This is a genomic window from Haloactinospora alba (assembly GCF_006717075.1).
GTDB classification, from domain to species: Bacteria; Actinomycetota; Actinomycetes; order Streptosporangiales; family Streptosporangiaceae; genus Haloactinospora; species Haloactinospora alba.
On sequence record NZ_VFQC01000003.1, the window covers coordinates 144,709 to 164,130 of the forward strand.

The following is a 19,422-nucleotide window of genomic DNA, read 5'->3' on the forward strand; positions in this document are numbered from 1 at the left end:
GGAATCGGTCGCGGTTCCACGCTAGCGGCAACGGCGGCGCCGGGAGCGCTTCGCCCCTCACTGTTCCGGAACGCACTCCGCGCGGAGGTGCTCCAGCAGCTCCCCTTCCCGCTGCCGCGGGTAGAAGTGGCCGCCGGGAAACTGGAGGAACCGGAACGGCCCGGTGGTGGTCTCGCTCCACCGCCGCACCTCCGCCGCGGTGAACAACGGGTCGCGACGCCCCCGGAGGGCGGTGACCGGTGCCGCCAGCGCCTTCCGCTCGGCGGGGCGGTAGGTCTCGCACAGCCTCAGGTCGTTGCGGAGCACGGCGAGGACGGGAGCCAGCACGTCCCGGTGCCCGGAGAGCTCCCCGTCGGAGAGCGTGTCGAGGTGCTCCATGAGGCGGTCGTCCGGTGCCAGGTGGAACTGTTCCCGTGTCCCCGGCAGGTGCGGTGCCCGGTAGCTGGAGGCGAACAGGCGGCTGGGGACGGCGCCGAGCTCCGAGACCCGGTGGGCCAGCTCGAAGGCGAGCAGCGCCCCCATGCTGTGCCCGAAGAACGCGAACGGGCCGCGCAGCTGTTCGAGGAGCGGGTCCAGCAGGGCCTCCGCGACCGCCGGGACCGACGCGGGCGGCGGTTCCGACCAGCGCGCGCCCCGCCCCGGAAGCCGCACCGACAGCAGCTCCACCGCCGGGGCGAGCGCCGGCCCCCAGTCGGCGAACGGCGGGGACAGGGAACCCGCGTAGGGGAAGCACACGAGCTGGAACGGGGCGTCGCTCGCGTTGTTGTCCGGACGCAGCCACGCGCTGGTCATCGCCACTCCGCCACGGTGAGGGAAGGGGTGTCGAGGAGGTCCGCCAGCAGGGACCGGTACCGCCGGGTCCACTCCCGGACGGTCCCGGTGGTGAGGAAGTCGGTGGAAAGCTCCCAGAAGAACCGGAGGCCGTCCTCCGGGGAGGCGGTAGCTCCCAGGTCGGACCGGGCACCCGAGGTGGTCACCTCCGTGACCGTGGCGTCGGGGCCGCCCAGGTCCAGGGAGCGGGGCTCCGGCGGGTTCAGCACGAACCAGGTCTGCGGGAAGCGTTCCCCGCCGGGGTACTCGTGCAGCCGCAGCCACTCCCGCAGCAGCGGCAGCGGGAGCGCCTGGTGCTCGACGGCGCCCAGCACCGTCCGCCCCGTGGCGCGCACCGCGTCCTGCACCGTGCTCGCGGGGTCGAACCGGACACGGAGCGGCAGCGCCGTCATGAGCATCCCCACCAGCGGTTCGAACTCCCGGCGCTCCCGGTTGGCGAAGTTCCCGATGACGACGGCCTCGTCCCGCCCGGTCAGCAGGGTCAGCAGCCGCGCGAACACCGTCAGCAGGACCGTGTACACGGTCACCCCCGACGACCGGGCGCACTCCTCCAGCCGGTCGGTGAGCGCGCGGTCGAGCGGCATCGGGCACACCGCCCCCGCCCCGGACAGCTGGTCGGGGCGGGGGCGGTCACCCGGCAGCGGCGTGTCGAGGGCGGCTCCGGCGAGCTCCTCGCGCCAGTAGTGTTCCAGCCGCCGCCCGTGCGGTCCCTCGAGGAGCTGGTTCTGCCACCGGGCGTGGTCCACGAGCCGGGTGGTGAGGGGCGGGAGCGGACCCGCGTCCCCGGGTTCCGCGGTGTACAGCGCCTCCAGCTCACGGAGCAGGACGCCGACGGACACCGCGTCGGTGACCATGTGGTGCTGGACCAGCACCAGCACCCACTCCCGCGGGCCGACGCGGGCGAGCGGCGCGCGGAACAGCGGCCCGCGGGCCGGGTCGAAGGGGGCGCGGGCGGCGTCGCCGCACCACCGGGCGACCTCCTCCTCCGGCGCGCGGGACCGGTCGGCGCCGGGCCGCAGGTCCACCGTGTCCGGGCGGGGCGGGAACTCCGGCAGCACCTCCTGGACGAGCCGGCCCGCGTACTCCCGGAAGCGGGTGCGCAGCCCCTGGTGGCGGTCCGCGAGCGCGCGCAGGGCGCGGTCCAGCCGGGAGGTGTCGAGCGGCCCCGAGATGTCCAGCCGGTAGGCGACGTTCCAGGTCTCCGGGGTGTTGGTGCGGGAGTGGCGGTCCGCGAGGTAGCGCTGCATCCACGCCGCCGGGCCGCTCGCCGCCAACGGGGGAGCGCCCGGGGGCAGTTCGGCCAGCAGCCGCGGCTTGTGGCGGCGCAGCTCCGCGAGCACGGTGTCGGTGAGCGCCCCCTCCGGCGCGTCGAACGCGAGGCTCCCGTCCCGGTTGGACAGTTGGATGTCCTCCTCGCGCAGGTGCAGGACAAGCTCGTGAACGTTCACACGGTCCCCTCTACTCGGTTGCCCGGTGCGGTCGGCGCGGCGGCGGTTCCCGGGTCGGCCTGCTCGAGGCGTTCCGCCATGCCGCGGACGGTGGGCGCCCGGAAGAACTCGGTCAGGGACACCTCCCCGCCCAGTTCGTCCCGGATCCGGTTGAGCAGGGCCACGGCCTGCAGCGAGTGCCCGCCGAGCTCGAAGAACGAGGTGTCCGGATGGACACCGGAGACACCGAGGTGGGACTCCCACACCCGCCGGACCCGCTCAGCGGCGTCGCTGAGGGGAGCCGGGGGGTCCTGCCGCTCCGGGGCCGCTGGGGGAAGGGCCGCGCGGTCCACCTTGCCGTTGACGCCCATCGGCAGGGACGGCAGGAAGACCCAGGCGGTGGGGACCATGTAGTGGGGCAGCGTCCGGTGGAGCTCCGCCGCCAGCTCGGCCCGGACCGCCGGGGTGCCGCCGTCCCCGGCGTCGTCGGTCAGCGTGACGTAGGCGGCGAGGTACGGTTCGGCGCCGCCGTCCTGCACCAGCACCACCGCCTGCCGCACCGGGTCGGTGCCGTTGAGGGCGTGCTCCACCTCCCCCGGCTCCACCCGCCAGCCGCGGATCTTGGTCTGGTCGTCCTCCCGTCCCAGGTACTCCAGCGTCCCGTCGCCGCGCCACCGGCCCAGGTCGCCGGTGCGGTACATACGCCGCCGCGGTTCGGAGGAGAAGGGGTCGGTCCCGAACGCGCGTCCCGTCTCCTCGGGCCGGCCGACGTAACCGCGCGCCACCCCGGAACCGGAGACGTGGATCTCGCCGACCGCGCCGACCGGCACCGGTCTGCCACCGGGGTCCAGGAGGCGCAGGGTCGTGTCCGCGACCGGGCCGCCCACGGGCGGGACCGGATCGTCGAGGTCGGTGACGCGGTGGGCGGCGACCACGTGCGTCTCGGTGGGGCCGTACTCGTTGAACAGGGCGCAGTCGGGGTTCTCGGTGAGGAACCGCCGGACCGGGGACGTGATGGTGAGGCGTTCCGCGGTGTTCACCACCTCACGCAGGTGCGGTGCCGGCCCCTCCGCCGACAGCGCCTCCAGGAGGTGCCGCAGCGGGGTGAACGGCACGATGACGCGTTCCACGCGCTGGTCGCGGACCACGGCCGCCAGCGCCCGCGGGTCGAAGCGCTGCTCCTCGCTGACCAGCACCAGGCTCCCGCCGGTGGTGAGGGCGGTGAAGATCTCCTGGCTGGCGACGTCGAACCCGCAGGACGCGAACTGCAGGGTCCGCATCGGCGTCCGGTTCGCGGCGTACCAGTCCGTGAGCGCCACCAGGCAGCGGTGGGGCATCGCGATGCCCTTGGGGCGTCCCGTCGACCCGGACGTGTACAGGCAGTACAGCAGGTTGTCGGGGGTGGTGACGCAGTCGGGGTCGGAGTCGTCGGCACCGTCCGGGACGGTGGCGGCCTCGGGGATGTCGAGCACCGTGACACCGTCGGGTATCCGCATCGGCGCCTCCCCGGCCTGGTCGGTCACGAGCACCCCGGCGCCGCTGTCGTCGAGCATGAACGCGAGGCGCTCCCCGCCGAGGAGCGCGTCGAGGGGCAGGTAGGCCCCGCCGGCCTTGGCGACGGCCAGCAGCGCCACCACGAGGCGGGGGGACCGGGACACGAGCACACCGACACTGTCGTCGGGGCGGACCCCCGCCGCGCGCAGCCGGTGGGCGAGCTGGTTCGCGGCGGCGTTGAGCTCCCGGTAGGTCCACGTCTCGTCGCCGCTGAGCACGGCGGTGGCGTCGGGGGTGGCGGCGACCTGACGCTCGACGCGCTGGTGCAGGCACTCCTCCGGCGGCGGGGCGGGCCGCGCCTGGTGCTCCAGCAGGAACCGCCGGTCGCCCTCGGTCAGCCCGCCGGTGGCGGAGAGGGGTGCCTCCGGTTCGGCGACGGCGGCATCGAGGGTGGTGTGGAGGTAGTCGAGGAGGCGCCGGGCCGTGGCGGGGTCGAACACGTCCGTGTTGTACTCCAGGTGGCACTGGACGCCCTCGGGGCGGTTCTCCAGGTAGAGGGTGAGGTCGAACGGTGCCTTCTCCACCCCGGCGTTCAGCAGCCGCGCCTCCACGCCCGGCAGGTCGAACTCGAAGACCGGTTCGTTCTCGAACTCCACCATGACCTGGAAGACCGGGGTGCGGCCGGGATCGCGTTCCGGTGCGACGCGCCGCACGACCTCCTCGAAGGGCGCGTCCTCGTGGTCCTGGGCGTCCAGCAGGGTGGTGCGTGTCCGGGTGACCAGGTCGGCGAACGTGGGGTCGCCGGCGAGGTCGAGCCGCAGCGCGAGGGTGTTGGCGAAGAACCCCACGAGGTCCCCCGTGCCCTCCGGTCTTCCGGCGACGGGAGTGCCCACCAGGATGTCGTCCTGACCGCTGAACCTGTGGAGCACCTCCCCCAGCCCGGCGAGGAGGGTCGTGAACAGTGTCGCCCGCTGCCCGCGGGAGAACTCCCGCAGCCGTTCCGACAGGTCCCGCGGCAGCAGGTGGAACAGGGAACCGCCGGGGGAGACCGGTACCTGCGGGCGCGGCCGGTCGAACGGCAGCCGCAGTTCCGGCAGCGGACCCGCGAGCTGGTTCGTCCAGTAGCGCAGGCTCTCCTCGGCGGAGCCGCCGTCCACCGCCGCGCGCTGCTCCCGGGCGTGGCGGGTGTAGGTCGTCGTCAGTTCCGGCAGGTCGGGGGCGCGGCCCTCGGCACTGGCCCGGTAGGTCTCGGACAGCTCCCTGGTCAGCACGAGCGCGGAGAGACTGTCGATGACGATGTGGTGCATCGCCAGCACCAGCACGTGGTGGGTGTCGGAGAACCGCAGCAGCCGCGCCCGGATGAGGGGGCCGTTCTCCAGGTCGAAGGGGTGGTTCCCCTCCTCGGCGGTCACCTCCCGCAGCGCGGACTCGACACTGTCGCCGGCGCGCTCAACGACGGGGCAGGGAACCGCGACGCGGCCCAGCACGACCTGCCGGGGCTCCCCGCCGGTGTCGTGGAAGACCGTGCGCAGCGCCGGGTGCCGGTCGGCCATGTGCTGGACCGCGGCCCGCAGCGCGTTCGTGTCCAACGGGCCGTCGAGGTCGATCGCCTTGACCTCCTTGTAGGTGGAACGGCCGGGAAGCATCCGCTCCAGGAACCAGATCCGCTGCTGGGCGAAGGACAGCGGGGCGGTGTCGGTGACCGCCGTGCGGGAGGCGGCCGCCGGCCGCGCCGGACCGGTGGCGGGCCGGTCCTCCCGGTCCTGGTAGCGCCTCCGCAGGGCGTCGAGAGCGGGCAGACCCGCCAGGACCTCCTCCCCGGGAAGGCCGAAGTCGAGGAAGGCGGCGATCTCGTCCGCCCCGGCGTCCAGCAGCGCCTCCACGACCGGGGCGCAGCTGTCCGGAGTCCCGATGAGGGCGCGGCTCTCGCAGTAGCGGTCGAACGCCATCCCGAGCATGAACTCCACGTCCTCCTCCGGCGTGTTCTCCAGGTCGATGGAGAGGCCGAGGCTGTTGGTCATCTGGCCGAACAGCGACAGGGAGGACCGCAGGTACCGGCAGAACGGCTCGCGGGCGGCGGCGCGGGCCTGCTCCGCGTCGTCGCCGAGGTAGGTGTGGACGAGCACGGTGACCCGGCCGGCGCCGGGGTCGAGGCCGTTCTCGGCCCGGGTGGTCCGGTACAGCTCGATGTTCTCGGCGAGCTGCTCGACCGACTGCGCCATGAGGTTGGTGACGACGCCGAGGTCGTGCTCGGCCGCCATCCGGTAACTGTCCGGGTTGCCGACGACCGCCGCCGACATGGGCAGGTCGCGCTGGACCGGTTTGGGGTACAGCCCCACCTCGACGCGGTCGCCGCTCCCGGACCGGCCGGGAACGCTCCCGCCCCGCCACAGCCGCCGGACGGTGTCGATCCCCTCGTACATCGCGGCCTTGTGGCGCCCGTACCGTTCCGGGAAGAACACGAAGTCGTTGGCGTGCCAGCCGCTGGCGCAGCCGAGCCGCCCGACGCGCCCGTTCGACAGGTTGTCGACCAGCGACCACTCCTCCGCCACCCGGATGGGGTTGTGCAGCGGGAGCACGACACTGCCCGAGTTCAGCCGTATCCGGCTGGTCTGGGACGCCAGCGCGGCCGCCAGGACGGACGGGTTCGGGAATATCCCCCCGAACGAGTGGAAGTGCCGCTCCGGGAGCCAGACCGCGTGGAAACCGTTCTCGTCGCCGAACCGGGCGCACTCCTGGATCATCCGGTAGGCGTCCTCGCGGGAGACGTCCTCCGGGTAGTCGCCGAAGAAGTAGATGCTGAAGTCGGGGACGTCCGTCCGTCGCGGTTCGACCTCCGGTACCGGGGGGCGGGACGGCTCCTCCGCGGGTCCGCCCTCCGCTGCCGGTCCGGGGGAGGGGGCGGGTGCCGCGGCCGTTTTCGCCGCCGGTGCGGTCGTGCCGCTGCCGGCGGGCAGGAGCCCGCCGCGGCGCATCCCCCGCAGCGACTCCTTCACCGCGTCGATGACGAAGGCGACGTCCTCGTCGGTGTGCGCGGTGGAGAGGAAGAAGTTCCGCCACTCCCACACGTGCACGCCGTTGAGGAGGAGGTGGTGGAAGAACAGCTCCATGTTCCCCCGGTACTCGAACCGGAACTGCGACCCGAAGCGCGCGACGTGGACCGGGAACTCCTCCTCGGCGAAGAACGCGTTCAGCGTGTCGGCGAGGTGGCGGGTGCGGTCGTTGAGCCGGTCCTGCAACCCGGGGCTGTGCTGCTCCAGGTGGCCGAGCACGGCCCGGGCGGCCGACATGGCCAGCGGGTGCTGGGCGTAGGTGCCGCCGAAGAACGTGGTGTCCGCCTGCGGGTGGCTGGCGTCCCCGTAGCGCCAGAACCCGCCGTCGACACCGTCCATGATGGCGGCGGGGCCGGCGATGGCGCCGATCGGGAACCCGCCGCCGATGACCTTCCCGTAGGTCGCCAGGTCCGGTTCCACCCCGAAGTGGCCCCGCGCGCCGCGCGGGTGGGGGCGGAACCCGGTGAGCATCTCGTCGAAGAGGAGCACGCTGCCGTGCCGCCGGGTCACCTCGCGCAGCCGCCGCAGGAACTCCGCGGGCTGGCGGTCCGGGCGGCGGCTCTGCACCGGCTCGACCAGGACGGCAGCGACGTCCGACCCCAGCTGGTCGATGGTGGCGAGGCTCTCTTCGGCCCCGTACTCCAGCACGACCACGTCGCGCACCGCGTTGTCCGGGATGCCGGTGGACACGGGGAAGGTGCGCAGCCCCCCGCCGTCCGGCGCGCTGTGCGCCAGCACGCTGTCGATGTGGCCGTGGTAGGAGCCGGAGAACATCACCACCGTGTCGCGGCCGGTCGCCGCCCGGGCCAGCCGGATGGCGGCGGAGTTCGCCTCCGTCCCGGAGGTGGCGAACGCTGCCCGTTCCGTTCCGGTGAGGCGGGTCAGGAGCTCGGCCGCCTCACCGGTCTCCTCGTTGCGCGCGCCGAGCCGCAGCCCCCGGGACAGGTGGCGCTGCACCGCCTCGGTCACGAACTCCGGTTCGTGGCCGAACAGGAGGATGCCGAAACCCATGGTGATGTCGACGTAGCGGTTCCCGTCCACGTCGTCGAGGTGGGCGCCGGACGCCCTGTCGGCCGCGAGCGGGTAGAGCATCTCCTTCGTCGCGCCGCGGAAACCCACGACCGAGCGGCTGTCCGCCAGCGCGGAGCGGTACCGCTGCGCGAGGTCCTTGGAGGTGCGGGTGGAGGACTCGTAGTCGCGGACCAGGTTCCGCAGGTGGTTCTGCTGCTCCGGTGCGGACTCCCCGGTCACCATCCCCGAGTCGCGCGGGACGGAGACGCGGGGGCCGTGCGCGCTGGGAGCCTCCGCTGCCGCGTCGGAGCCCGCGCCCCGCGAGGCCCCGGTTCCCGGACCCGGCCCCGCGCCGGTCGCGGACGCCGGGTCACCGCCCGTGCCCTCCGCGGGGGCCGGGGACGGCACGGTGCCGGGAGAGTCGGCGGTGTGTCCCGGGTTCCGGCCGGTTCCGCCGGACCGGAGCAGGGCGAGCTGTTCGGACATCACGCCGGAGAGCTGTTCGATGATCCCCAGCTGCCGGTTGACGATCCCCTCCGCGGTGTCCCCGCCCGCGGGCGTCCCGGTGGTGGGAGGCGCGGGTACGGCAGGATCCGGGGGCGCGCCCCGGTCGGGTGGCGCGGTCTCCGGTGCGGCGCCCGCGGCGGCCGTGCCCGCCTCCGCCGGGGTGTCGGCGGGTGCGGTCCCGCCGGCGGGAGCATCCCGAGCGGGATCCGCGCCACCGCCGCTGGAGGCCGTGATCCTCTCCGCCTGCTCGGGGGTGAGGCGCTCGACGACCGCCCCGGCGAGCCGGTGCGCGGTGTCGGCGGTCTCGAACAGCTCGCGCATCGGGACGCGGACCGCGAACCTCTGCTCGATGTCGCGCAGCATGTTGACCATGCCCAGCGAGTCGGCGCCGAGCTCCACGAAGGCGTCGCCCGTACCGAGCTGGTCCGCCTCCATCCCGAAATGGTGGGCGGCGCGCTCCCGCACCGTCTCCACCACGTTTGTGAACAGGGGGTCCTCTGCTTCCGGTTCGTGATATGTCGTCATATCCATCCCTGAGGCGGGCGGTCCGGTGGTGTGCGGTGCGGGGGAGCCGCGGGTGTCCCCGCGGTCGTCGGTCCGGTCCGGTTGTGCCGGTTCGGGCCAGTAGGACCCGCGCTGGAACGGGTAGGCGGGCGGCCGCTCCCGCACCGCCCCCGCGGGCGCCAGGCGGTGCCACCGCACGGCGGCGCCGCCCGCGTGGAGCCGGGCGAGAGCCTCCCCGATGTCCTGGTCCGCCGAGACCGCGGGGGTGTGCGAGGCGACGAACTCCAGCTCGGGGTGTTCCCGGCGTCCGATACCCGTCAGGGTCGCCCCCGGGCCGACCTCCAGGAACGTGCCCCCGCCCGCGGCGGCGTCGCCCAGGGCGAGGTCGAACCGGGCCGTCTCGCGGATCTGCCGGCGCAGGTAGTCCACCCCGAGCGTGCCCCCCGCCTCCACCCGGGCCCCGTCCGTGTTGCGGGAGAACGGCCTGTCCAGCGGGGCGAGGCGCACCCCGTGGGCGTGCTCCTCGAACGCGTCCAGCAGCGGGTCCATCGAGGCCGTGTGGAACGCGCGGTCGGCCTCCAACCACCGGGTGGCCACCCCCTGCCGGTCCAGTGCGTCCCCGGCGGCGGCGACAGCGGCGCGGGGGCCGCCCACCACACAGTGCGAGGCGCCGTTGACCACGGCCACCTCCACCTCCGGGTGGTCGGCCAGCGTGTCGCCGACCTCCCCGTGACCGGCGAGGACCGCGAGCAGCGCCCCTTCCTCGGCGGCCTCCCGCATGAGCCGGCCGCGCACGGCGGCCAGGTGGAGCCCCTCCTCCAGGGAGAACGCCCCGGCGGCCCACAGCGCGGCGTACTCCCCGGCGCTGTGGCCGACCACGTGCGCGGGGTCCACCCCCAGCTCCCGCCACAGCGTCGTCAGCGCCGCCTGGTAGGTGAACAGGGCGGGCTGCAGCAGGTCGGTGGTCCACGCCTCCGGTCCCTCGCCCCCCACCAGCGCCGAGGTAAGGCTCTCGTCCCACGTCCGCGCGTGGTGGGAGTCGCACTCGTCCACCACCGCCCGGAACGCCGGGTAGCGGTGGTAGAGGGTCCGGGCCATGCCCGGGGCGTGGTTCCCCTGCCCGGGGTAGAGGAAGACGAACCGTTCGTTGGCGGCACCGTCCCCGGTCGAGGACACCACCCCGCCGGGGAGGGCGGCGGTGGTGTCCGGCCGCGCCGTGACGAACCCGTCCAGGGCGTCGGCGAGCTCGGAGGCGGAACTCCCCGTGGCCGCGATCCGGTGGTGCATCGGCCGGGAGGCCCCGGCAGCGGACAGGAGCAGCCCGCCGGGGGCGCCACCCCCGCGCAGCCGGTCCCGGTACTGTTCCGCGCGCTCGGTGAGCGCCTCCGGGGTGTGCGCCGACAGCGGCAGGACCCCGGGCCCGTCCCACTCCGGTTCCGGTTCCGGGGCGGGCGGCTCCTCCAGCACCACGTGGGCGTTGGTGCCGCCCACCCCCAGGGAGCACACCCCGGCCCGGCGCGGCCGGGACGACTCCGGCCACGGGTGGGTTGACTCGCTGATCCGGAACGGGGTCTCGGCCAGCCGCAGTTCGGGGTTGATCCCGTTGACGTTGATCTGTCCGGGAACGACGCCGTGCTTCAGCACCAGGACGGCCTTGACCAGGCCCGCCATTCCGGCGCAGCTGTCCAGGTGGCCGATGTTGGCCTTCACCGACCCCAGCTCGCAGGGAGCGGCGCGGTCGTCTCCCGAACCGAACGCCCGGGCCAGCCCCTGCACCTCGATCGGGTCGCCGAGCGCGGTCCCCGTGCCGTGCGCCTCGACGTAGCCGACCGTGTCCGGGTGGACGCCGGCGCGGTCCAACGCGGAGCGCACCACCGCCGCCTGGCCGGCGACGCTGGGGGCGGTGTAGCCGACCTTGGCGGCGCCGTCGTTGTTGACCGCCGTTCCCAGGACGATGGCGTGGACGGGGGCGCCGTCGGCGCGCGCGGCCTCCAGCGGCTTGACCACCACCGCGGCGACGCCGCTTCCGCCCACCGTCCCGTCGGCGTCCGCGCTGAACGGCCGGCACACCCCGCTCGCGGACAGGATGGACCCCTCCGTGTACCGGTAGCCGGCGTCCTGGGGCACGTGGACGGCCGCCGCTCCCACCAGGGCCATCCCCGCGTCGCCGTTCCGCAGCGCCTGCGCCGCCGTGTGCAGGGCGACCAGGGAGGTGGAGCACGCGGTCTGCACGGAGACGGCGGGACCGGTCAGTCCCAGGCGGAACGCCACCCGGCTGCTGAGGAAGTCGGGCTGGTTGCCGATGGCCGTCTGCACGCCGGTGACCGGGTCGTCGCCGGCGCCGTGGAGTTGGGTGAGGAGGTAGGACCGCTGGGGGTAGAGGTTCATGCCGCTGCCCGCGAACACGCCGATCCGGGTCCCCGGCGGCTCGCTGGTGTATCCGGCGTCCTCCAGCGCGTGGTAGGAGGTCTCCAGGAACAGGCGGTGCTGGGGGTCGGTCAGCCGGGCCTCCCGGGGCGTCATCCCGAAGAACCCGGCGTCGAACAGGTCGATGCCGTCCAGTCTCCCGCCGGCGTCCACGTGGTCGGTCGGGGTGCGCGCCGTTGTCCCGCGCGCGGCGGCACTGTCGGTTCCCGCACGCACGTTGTGCCAGTACTCGGTGGTGTCCCCGGCTCCGGGGAACCGTGCCGCCATGCCGATGACGGCCAGCGGGAGGCGCTGGTCTGCTTCCGTGCTCATACCTCTCCTTGCGCGGGGGAGGAGTGTCGGAGGCCGGACAGATAACCCGCCAGGGCGGTGACCGTGGGGTGCTCGAACAGGGCGGTCTGGGGAATGGGCATGTCCAGTGCCGACTCCAGCCGGGCGTGGGCCTGCAGGATCTGCAGCGACCCCAGTCCCAGTTCGTGGAATCCGCGTTCGGTGTCCGGGTCGGTGGCCAGGAGCCCCCGGAAGACCTCCTCGACCCGGCGGAGGGTCTCCGGGTCGGCCGGGGCCGTCCCGGACGGCTGTCCGCCGTGGCCGTCCCCGTCCCGCTGCCGGACGAGCACCGGCGGGTGGTGTGCCCCGACGGCGTCCGTGACGGCGGGCGGCCCGTCGGGGAACGCGTCCGGGTCGGCGAGTACCACCGCCCGTTCCAGCGGCAGGTGCTCGGTGCCCTGGACCAGCCTCCGTACGGGGGGAGCGGCGCCGTTGAGCCCGACGAGGTGGGTCCCCGCGTCCTGGCGGAGCACGAGCCTGGTCAGGAGCGCCCCCTGCTGCGGGGAGAGGCTCAGCAGCCCCCGCTGCCGGATCGCGCTCTCGTAGGGATTGCCCTGGTTGACGCCCACGTCCTGCCAGGCGCCCCAGAGGACACTGTGCACCGACAGGTCGGTGTGCGCCGCGAGGTGCGCGCAGAGGGCGTCGGCGGCGGCGCTGGCGGCGGCGTAGCCGCCGAACCCCACGGAGGGGCTGAACCCCAGCAGCGAGGAGAAGACGACGAGGTGGCTCCCGGGGCGTTCCCGCAGCAGCGCGGCCACGTTGCGGGTGCCCCGGGTCTTCGCCCGGAGCGCCTCCCGCCACGACTCGCCGGTCTCCTCGGCCAACAGGCGGAACCGGTACCCGCTCTCGGCCAGGTGCACGGCGCCCGCCGGGGATCCGCCCCACTTCCGTTCCGTCTCGGCGACGACCCGCCGCAGCTCCTCCGGGTCGCACACGTCGGCGGCGCGGTGGCGCACGGCCCCGCGCTCGCCCTCGGCTACGTTGCGGCTGACGACCAGGAACCGCGTCCGGTAGCGCTGGGCGAGGTCCTCCAGTAGTACCGAACCGATGCCTCCGGCGCCGCCGGTGACCAGGTACCACCCGCCGCGCCGCAACGCGTCGCGGGCGGGAGCGTCCTCCACCCCGGGACGCAGGGAGAGCACGTGGGGGCGGCCGTCCCGCCAGACCGTCTCGCCACCGTCCCCGGAACGGTGCCCCAGCGCCGACTCGAACGCCGCGGCGTCGTCGGCGGCCGTGCCGCCCGGGAGGTCGACGTGGCGGGTCTCCACCCCCGGCGTCTCCGCGGTGAGCAGGGAGGACACCGCCGCCGTCTGGGCCGCCGGATAGCACACCCCCTCCTTACCGGTGACGGGGCGCAGCTGCCGGCTGGCCGTCACGACCCGCGCCCCCTCCCCGGAGGCGAGGGGAAGCAGCTCCCGGACGGTGGTGAGGAGCAGCTCCCCGCACCTGTTCATGGCGCGGTCCAGCTCGGCGTCCCCGCAGTGCGGCGCCGGCGCGGGGAGGTAGCTGGGGAGGTAGAGCAGCGTTCCCCACCGGAACCCGGAGGTGTGTAGGTCGTTCCGCAACCGGTCCCAGTCCGAGGGGGAGGCCGGGTCCACCACGTAGCCCTCGGGGGTCTCGGCGAAGGACTCGCCCGCCCGCACCGTCACCGTCGTGCTGTCGGGCGTGAGGTGGTCCGCCAGTCCGTGGCCGTCCGCGACGACGATCCGGGGGCCGGAGGGGAGCGGATCCGGTACCGGCTCCACGGGCACCCACTCGGGGCGGTAGGCGCACTCCGGGAACGTCGGGTCGGTGCCGGGGAGGGAGGAGTCGAACTCGCCCTCGCGGGTCCGGCGCACCAGCTCGGAGCGCTGGATCTTCCCGCTCGACGTGCGCGGGAACTCGGACCGGTGCAGCGGAACGAGGCGGGCGGCCGCTAGCCGGAACCGCTCCGCCACGACGGCCCGCAACCGGGATCGGACCTCGGACGCGTCGAGCGGGGAGGAGGTGTCGGGCACGTAGAAGACCCCGAGGGACGCGCTTCCCGTGGCGTCGTCGGGCAGGCTGCAGGCGGCCACGAACCCGTTGCTCACCCCCTCCACCCCGCCGCAGGCGTCCTCGATGTCGTGGCAGTAGTAGTTCGCGCCGTTGATGACGATCTGTTCCTTCGCGCGGCCCGTGACGACGAGTTCGCCGTCGACGGCGAAGGCGAGGTCGCCGGTGTCGAACCAGCCGTCCCCGGAAAACGCCGCGGCGTTGGTCTCCGGAGCGTCGAGGTAGCCCGGCGTGACCCGGTCCGCCCTGATGCGGACCCGTCCGACCGTGCGCTCCGGCAGGACACGTCCGTCGTCCCCGACGACCCGTATCCGCACTCCCGGCACCGGCGGCCCCATGGTGGCGAACTCGACGCCGTCGTCGCCCGCGGTCTCCGGCACGGTCCGGACGGCGCCGTCCAGCGACGCCGGCTCCACCGTGACCGAGCTCGCCCGTTCGGAGACGAACTTGTAGACGACGCCGGTCGCGGTCTCGGCCATGCCCCAGGCGAACACCATGTTCCCGGGGTGTATCCCGAACCGGGCGGTCCGTTCGAGGACGGCGCGGACCACCGGCATGGTGCACTGCTCCCCGCCGTTGAGCAGGGTCCGCACCGAGGACAGGTCCCAATGGCGCTCCGGCGCCGCGTCCAGGGCGTCGGTCAGCATCTTGTACCCGAAGTTCGGCGACCAGGAGTGGTTGACCCGGTACCGCTCCATGATGTCGAGCCATCGCAGCGGGTCCTGGGCCACGTGGTCGGTGGGCGCGTGGACGCCGGCGCAGCCCAGGACGGTGTCGCGCAGGTGGAACATCACCACCGGGACCACGTGGTCCATCGGCAGCCAGTTGAAGGTGACGTCCCCAGCCGATATCCGGTTGTGGCTCCGGGCGGTGACGGCCATGTGGACGATCGCCCGGTGGGTGATCGGGATGATCTTCGGTCGTCCGGTGCTTCCGGACGACAGTTGCAGAACGGCGACCTCGCCGGGCTCCGCCCGGTGGACCGCGTCGCTCGGCTCGGAGCGCTCCAGCTCCGGGACCGGTGCCACGTCCACCTCCGCGCCCCGCGGTTGGGTGGCGAGGGCGCCGGAGAGCGCCGCGGCCCCGGCGGAGCTGGTGATGACGGGCGGGGAACCGAGCTGCTGGTGGACGTCGAGCAGTCCCTCCAACGCGGGGGCGTCCGGCCCGTACGACGGGGGAGAGGCGACGGTGGCGCACTGGATGCCGCCGAGCAGGCAGGCCCACAGCGCGGGGAAGTACTCCTCCAGGTCGTCGCTCTGCAGCACGGCACGGGACCCCGGGCCGAGGCCGCGCTCCCGGAGGCCGCCCAGGACGCGCCGGGCCCGGTCGAGGAGGGTCCGCGGACGGGTGTGGCTGTCGCGTTCGGCGGTGACCACGCGCACGCCCGCTTCGGGACTTCGCCGTGGGGCGGAGAGCAGCGCCTCGGTGACGGTGCGGGGGTCGCCGTCCTCTAGCCGCAGCTCTCCCCCGTCCAGCTCCGCGGCCGGCAGGGGGCCGGGGTCGCTGGTGCCGTGGCGTCCCTCCGCTGCCGTTTCTGGGGGAGCGTCGCGGTCGTGGGGCAGGAAGCGCCGCGGCTCCTCCGGAACCGGTCGCAGTTCGACCCGTGGCGCCGCCGCGGGGAGGGCCGCGGTCAGCTCCTCCTCGTAGTCCCGGATCCGGGCGGGGGTGAGTACCGGCAGGGCGAGCAGTGCCTCGGTGTCCGGGGAGCCGTCACCCGACCGGGGAATCCTCCGGAGGGGGACGACGGCTGTGGAACCGGCACCGATCAGCGCGGCGCTCACGCGCCTCCTGAGACGGAGGAGGTCGGCGTTGGGAGCGGGGACGACATAGACGGTCAGCAGACCGTTCCGGTCGTCGGGCCGGGTCAGCGCCACGCATTCCGTGACAGTGTCGACGGTGAGGATTTTCTTTTCCAGGTCCGCCCTGCGAGGAGCGTCGTGACCCGTCATCCCGTTTCTCCTTGTTCCTTCGCGGAAGAATCGGACGCGGATTCCCCGTCACGTTTCCGGGTTTTCTCCTTCCTTTCTCTGGTGAGCGGGAACGCGATAAGGAAAACGAGCGCGGAGGCGATCGCGAGGCCGTGCGCCGCCCCGACGACGGGCAGTGGCGCCCAGAGCTCCAGCAGCGCGGAGCTGATGAGCATCCCGACACCCAGTCCGCCGGTCTCCAGCAGGTGGGAGACGCCGAACACGGTCCCGCGCTCCCGCTCCGGGACGGTCTGGAGCCGCGAGTTGTAGGCGATCTCCGTGTAGCCGTCCGCGAGGCCGGCGCAGGCGGCGACGGCGACGAGGGCGTACAGCGGCAGTCCCGTGAAGGCGAGGATGAAGAACACCGACATCAGGCCGGTGCCCAGGACGAAGCCGCGCTCCCCGCTGGTGTCGCCGCCCGCCGCGATCGTCCGGCCGAACAGGCGGTAGGCGCTGAGGCTCCCGACCGCCCAGGCGGTCCAGAACCCGCTGACGAACCAGGCGGGGTTCTCGGGGTACTCCAGGGAGGCGAAGATCGGGATGCCGATGTTGTGCGACGCGGAACCGAACGCGTCCATGCCCCGCACCACCAGCATGAACGCCAGTACGGGAACGGCCGCGACCGTGCGCACGGCCGCCCGCTGCGCGCGCCAGAACCCGGTGCGGTCCGGCTGGGCGGGCTGCCCGTCCCCCTCCGGGGCGGACTCCCCCGGCCTGGGGAACCGCAGCGGGACGGCGGCCAGGATCACGGCCGAGACGAGGAAGGTGGCCGCGTCCACGAGGAAGGCCACCTCGTAACCGACGAAGGCCACGATGGCTCCGGCCGAGGCGAACCCCAGCGTCATCGCGGTGGAGCGTCCGGTGACGAGGTACCCGTTGGCGCGCACGCGCTGCTCCGCCCCCACGAGGGCGGGAACGCTGCTGCGCAGGAGGACGTTGGAGACCGAGGCGCCGGCGCCGAGCAGCACCGCGAGGGCGTAGGCCAGGATCTCCTGCCAGGGGGACGGCGCGAGCACGAACGCGACGAGGGCGGAACCCTGGACCGTGTCGGCACCGACCATCGCGACCCTGCGGTTGACCCGGTTGGCCAACCCCCCGATGGCGGGCGCCGTCACGAGGCTGGTGAGGAGGCGGATGGCCAGGAAGAGTCCGGTGTCCAGCGCGCGTCCGGTCAACTGGTAGACGAACAGGCCCAGCGCGACCATGTTGAGGTACGTCCCGAAGGACGAGACCGAGTAGCCCGCCGTGAGCCAGACGAAGTGCCGGAACGCGGGTGTGGGGGGCATGCCCGACCTTCCTGGTGACGGTAGCGCCCGCTGCGCGGACGGGTGTCGGCTGCGCAGGGCGTTCGGATATGAATTTTTCCGGGATTTCAGAAGTGCGGTGCGTCGGTATTCGGGAACGCCCGTACAACCGTTCCCTTTCGTGCTCGAACGTCCGGACGCACCCTACTCGCGGAAGAATTGTCCGATCAATATGTGTACGCCAGAGTGATCCACGTCACACCAAGAAAAGGGGGATTGCCGGACCGTGTTACATTCCGGCCCTTTTTCCGTGTCGCGGTGCTCCCTTTCCCGCCGTCCCGTTCCGGAACTCCCGGATGCGGCCTTTCCGGCGGCGCGGGACCGGGGCCGGTACCGGACGGCCGTGCCGCCGGTGCTCCGGCGCCGGCCCGACCCGCGGGGCCGGTACCGGTGACGGCCGCAGCGCGGGGAGCGTCACCTCAGGACTGGCCGCCCAGAGTGCGGGCGGTGCGCTGGCGCCGCCGGTTGGCGCGCAGCCGCCGCAGCCGTTTGACGGTGAGGGGGTCGAAGGCGAGTGCCTCCGGACGGTCGACGAGAGCGTTCAACAGCTGGTAGTAGCGCGTGGGGGAGAAGTCGAACGTGCTCCGGATGGCCTGTTCCTTGGAACCCTCGAACTTCCACCACTGGCTCTCGAACTCGAGTATCCGCCGCTCGCGCTCGCTCAGTTCCGGTTCCTCGGCGGGCGGTGGTACCTCTGGTGGTGTCGCCTGCGCCGCGGGGTCGGGGGCCTCGGGGTCGAAATGCACGGTGTCTGACATGGGGCGCCTCCTCGTCCGGCTCAGCGCGACTCATGGTAGTGGCCCGGTACTCGTGGACGGAGAAGAACGATGACCACAGCCAACGGCTACAGCTGCCTCTCCTTCCTGACCGACTACGGGCGTGCGGACGGCTTCGTCGCCATCTGCCACGGCCAGATGGCGAAACGTGCCCCGACAGCGCGCGTCATCGACATCACCCACGATATCGGCCCCGGGGACGTGCGGCGCGGGGCCGCCGTGCTGGCCGAAACCGTCCCCGAACTCCCGCCGGCCGTGCACGTCGCCGTCGTCGACCCGGGGGTGGGGACCCGCCGGCGCAGCATCGCCGTGGCCGCGGGCGGACACGTGCTCGTCGGGCCCGACAACGGGGTGCTGATGTGGGCGGCCGACGCCCTGGGAGGCGCCGAGGCCTGCCACGAGCTGACCGAACCGGGGCTCTGGCGGCACCCGGTGTCGGCGACGTTCCACGGCCGGGACATCTACGCCCCGGTGGGGGCGAGTGTGGCCGCCGGAACACCCCTGTCCGAGGTGGGGCCGGAACTGGCCGACCCCGTGCGTCTACCCGCGCCGCGGCGTGAGGTCTCCGGTACGGCGGCCGGCGGCGAGGTGCGGGCTGTGGACCGGTTCGGGAACTGCCAGCTGAGCGTGTTCGCCAGCGACCTCAGCCGGACGGTTCCCGGCGGCACCCCCGAGCGGGTGGAGGTGCGCGCGCACGGGAACCGGTGGACGGTGCCCGTCGCCGACACGTTCGCCTCGGTCGCCCACCGGCAACCACTGCTGCTCACGGACTCGGCCGGTTACCTCGCCCTCGCGCAGAACGGCGGGGACGCCGCCCACGGGTTCGGGTTGCGCGCGGGAGACCCGGTGGACCTGGTCCCGGTTTCGGAAATACCCGCCAACCCGGTGTGACGTGCCGAAACCGTCCTTCCGCGGCGGGGGAGGCGTCTCACCGGGTGGTCGCCGACTTGACGGCCGCACCCCGTCACCCGGACGCTTTGGCCATGCCCTCCAGCGATAGGACCCAGCCGCTGCCCATGCGCGGTGACGACACCGCCGCGGTACGCGACAGCCCCGCCCTGGCCGACGGCCGCGTCCAACTGTCGGACTACGACCCGAAATGGCCGTACCTGTTCGGCCGGGAGGCGGACCGGGTCCGGGGCGCCCTCCGCGCCCGTGCGCTACGCATCGAACACGTCGGTTCCACGGCCGTCCCCGGACTGAGCGCCCACCCGTGCGTGGACATCCTGCTGCTGGTGGCCGACGCCACCGACGAGGACCGGTACCGCCCGGCACTGGAACACGCCGGCTACACGCTGCTCGCCCGCGAACCGCAGCGCGGCGGACGCCGCACGTTCCGCGGTCCCGACGTCAACGCCACCCTGTACGTCCTCACCGAGGGAGCCCCGGAGGCGGAGCGGATGCTGCTGTTCCGGGACCGGCTACGCACCGACGAGAACGAACGCGCGGTCTACGACCGGGCGAAACAGGACCTGGCGCGGTACGACTGGCACAGCGCGCGGGAGTACGCCGAGGCCAAGTCCGACGTGGTGGAGGCGATCCTCGCCCGCGCCCCCGACACCTAGGTCCTGTTTTTCGGACGCTTGTCCTGCTGCGCGCCGCCCCGGCACACCGCCCGGCGGCGTTCTCGTCGGTCGACGGAGGGTCCGCTCCGCCTCCCTCCTCGGCCGTGCCGGGCGGCACCGGAGACGCCGCTCGCGACGAACAGCGCCCGAAAAACAGGACCTAGGCTGTCCGGTGGACGCCGTTCGCGGTGG

General features: G+C 73.5%; 8 protein-coding genes. 2 read left to right on the forward strand and 6 right to left on the reverse strand.

The window, feature by feature from the left end; all coding sequences use genetic code 11:
- Window positions 1–57: 57 nt before the first annotated feature.
- The 6 genes from FHX37_RS21210 to FHX37_RS21235 form a co-directional block, all read right to left on the reverse strand.
- On the reverse strand, window positions 58–792 hold the full coding sequence (locus tag FHX37_RS21210; protein ID WP_170181671.1) for a thioesterase II family protein: 735 nt from the start codon (window positions 790–792) through the stop codon (window positions 58–60).
- Window positions 789–2,279 carry a condensation domain-containing protein gene (locus tag FHX37_RS21215; RefSeq protein ID WP_141926056.1) on the reverse strand — a complete coding sequence of 497 codons (1,491 nt, stop codon included), beginning with the start codon at window positions 2,277–2,279 and terminating at the stop codon, window positions 789–791. Before FHX37_RS21215 ends, FHX37_RS21210 begins: the two co-directional genes overlap by 4 nt.
- Complete coding sequence (locus FHX37_RS21220; protein ID WP_141926057.1) at window positions 2,276–11,566, reverse strand: non-ribosomal peptide synthetase/type I polyketide synthase; 9,291 nt, start codon at window positions 11,564–11,566, stop codon at window positions 2,276–2,278. The genes FHX37_RS21215 and FHX37_RS21220 overlap by 4 nt, the downstream gene beginning before the upstream one ends.
- A complete protein-coding gene (locus FHX37_RS21225; RefSeq protein ID WP_141926058.1) occupies window positions 11,563–15,567 on the reverse strand; it encodes an SDR family NAD(P)-dependent oxidoreductase in 4,005 nt (1,334 codons plus the stop codon). The genes FHX37_RS21220 and FHX37_RS21225 overlap by 4 nt, the downstream gene beginning before the upstream one ends.
- The gene (locus tag FHX37_RS21230) at window positions 15,564–16,871 is read right to left on the reverse strand and encodes an MFS transporter (protein ID WP_141926059.1); all 1,308 of its coding nucleotides are present in this window, start codon (window positions 16,869–16,871) and stop codon (window positions 15,564–15,566) included. Before FHX37_RS21230 ends, FHX37_RS21225 begins: the two co-directional genes overlap by 4 nt.
- A 437-nt stretch (window positions 16,872–17,308) precedes the next feature.
- Window positions 17,309–17,647 carry a DUF3263 domain-containing protein gene (locus tag FHX37_RS21235; protein WP_141926060.1) on the reverse strand — a complete coding sequence of 113 codons (339 nt, stop codon included), beginning with the start codon at window positions 17,645–17,647 and terminating at the stop codon, window positions 17,309–17,311.
- Between the two features lie 69 nt (window positions 17,648–17,716).
- Between FHX37_RS21235 and FHX37_RS21240 the strand changes: the two genes are divergently transcribed.
- Complete coding sequence (locus tag FHX37_RS21240; RefSeq protein WP_141926061.1) at window positions 17,717–18,556, forward strand: SAM hydrolase/SAM-dependent halogenase family protein; 840 nt, start codon at window positions 17,717–17,719, stop codon at window positions 18,554–18,556.
- A 92-nt stretch (window positions 18,557–18,648) separates the two neighbouring features.
- Window positions 18,649–19,230, forward strand: coding sequence for a GrpB family protein (locus tag FHX37_RS21245; RefSeq protein ID WP_246062486.1), 582 nt, complete (start codon window positions 18,649–18,651; stop codon window positions 19,228–19,230).
- Window positions 19,231–19,422 lie beyond the last annotated feature (192 nt).

Excerpts from the sequence above, each read along its gene's own strand:
- FHX37_RS21210 (WP_170181671.1), bottom strand. The coding sequence starts at position 792 with ATGACCAGCGCGTGGCTGCGTCCGGACAACAACGCGAGCGACGCCCCG.
- FHX37_RS21225 (WP_141926058.1), bottom strand. The coding sequence starts at position 15,567 with ATGACGGGTCACGACGCTCCTCGCAGGGCGGACCTGGAAAAGAAAATC.
- FHX37_RS21240 (WP_141926061.1), top strand. The coding sequence starts at position 17,717 with ATGACCACAGCCAACGGCTACAGCTGCCTCTCCTTCCTGACCGACTAC.
- FHX37_RS21230 (WP_141926059.1), bottom strand. The coding sequence starts at position 16,871 with ATGCCCCCCACACCCGCGTTCCGGCACTTCGTCTGGCTCACGGCGGGC.
- FHX37_RS21245 (WP_246062486.1), top strand. The coding sequence starts at position 18,649 with ATGCCCTCCAGCGATAGGACCCAGCCGCTGCCCATGCGCGGTGACGAC.
- FHX37_RS21235 (WP_141926060.1), bottom strand. The coding sequence starts at position 17,647 with ATGTCAGACACCGTGCATTTCGACCCCGAGGCCCCCGACCCCGCGGCG.
- FHX37_RS21220 (WP_141926057.1), bottom strand. The coding sequence starts at position 11,566 with ATGAGCACGGAAGCAGACCAGCGCCTCCCGCTGGCCGTCATCGGCATG.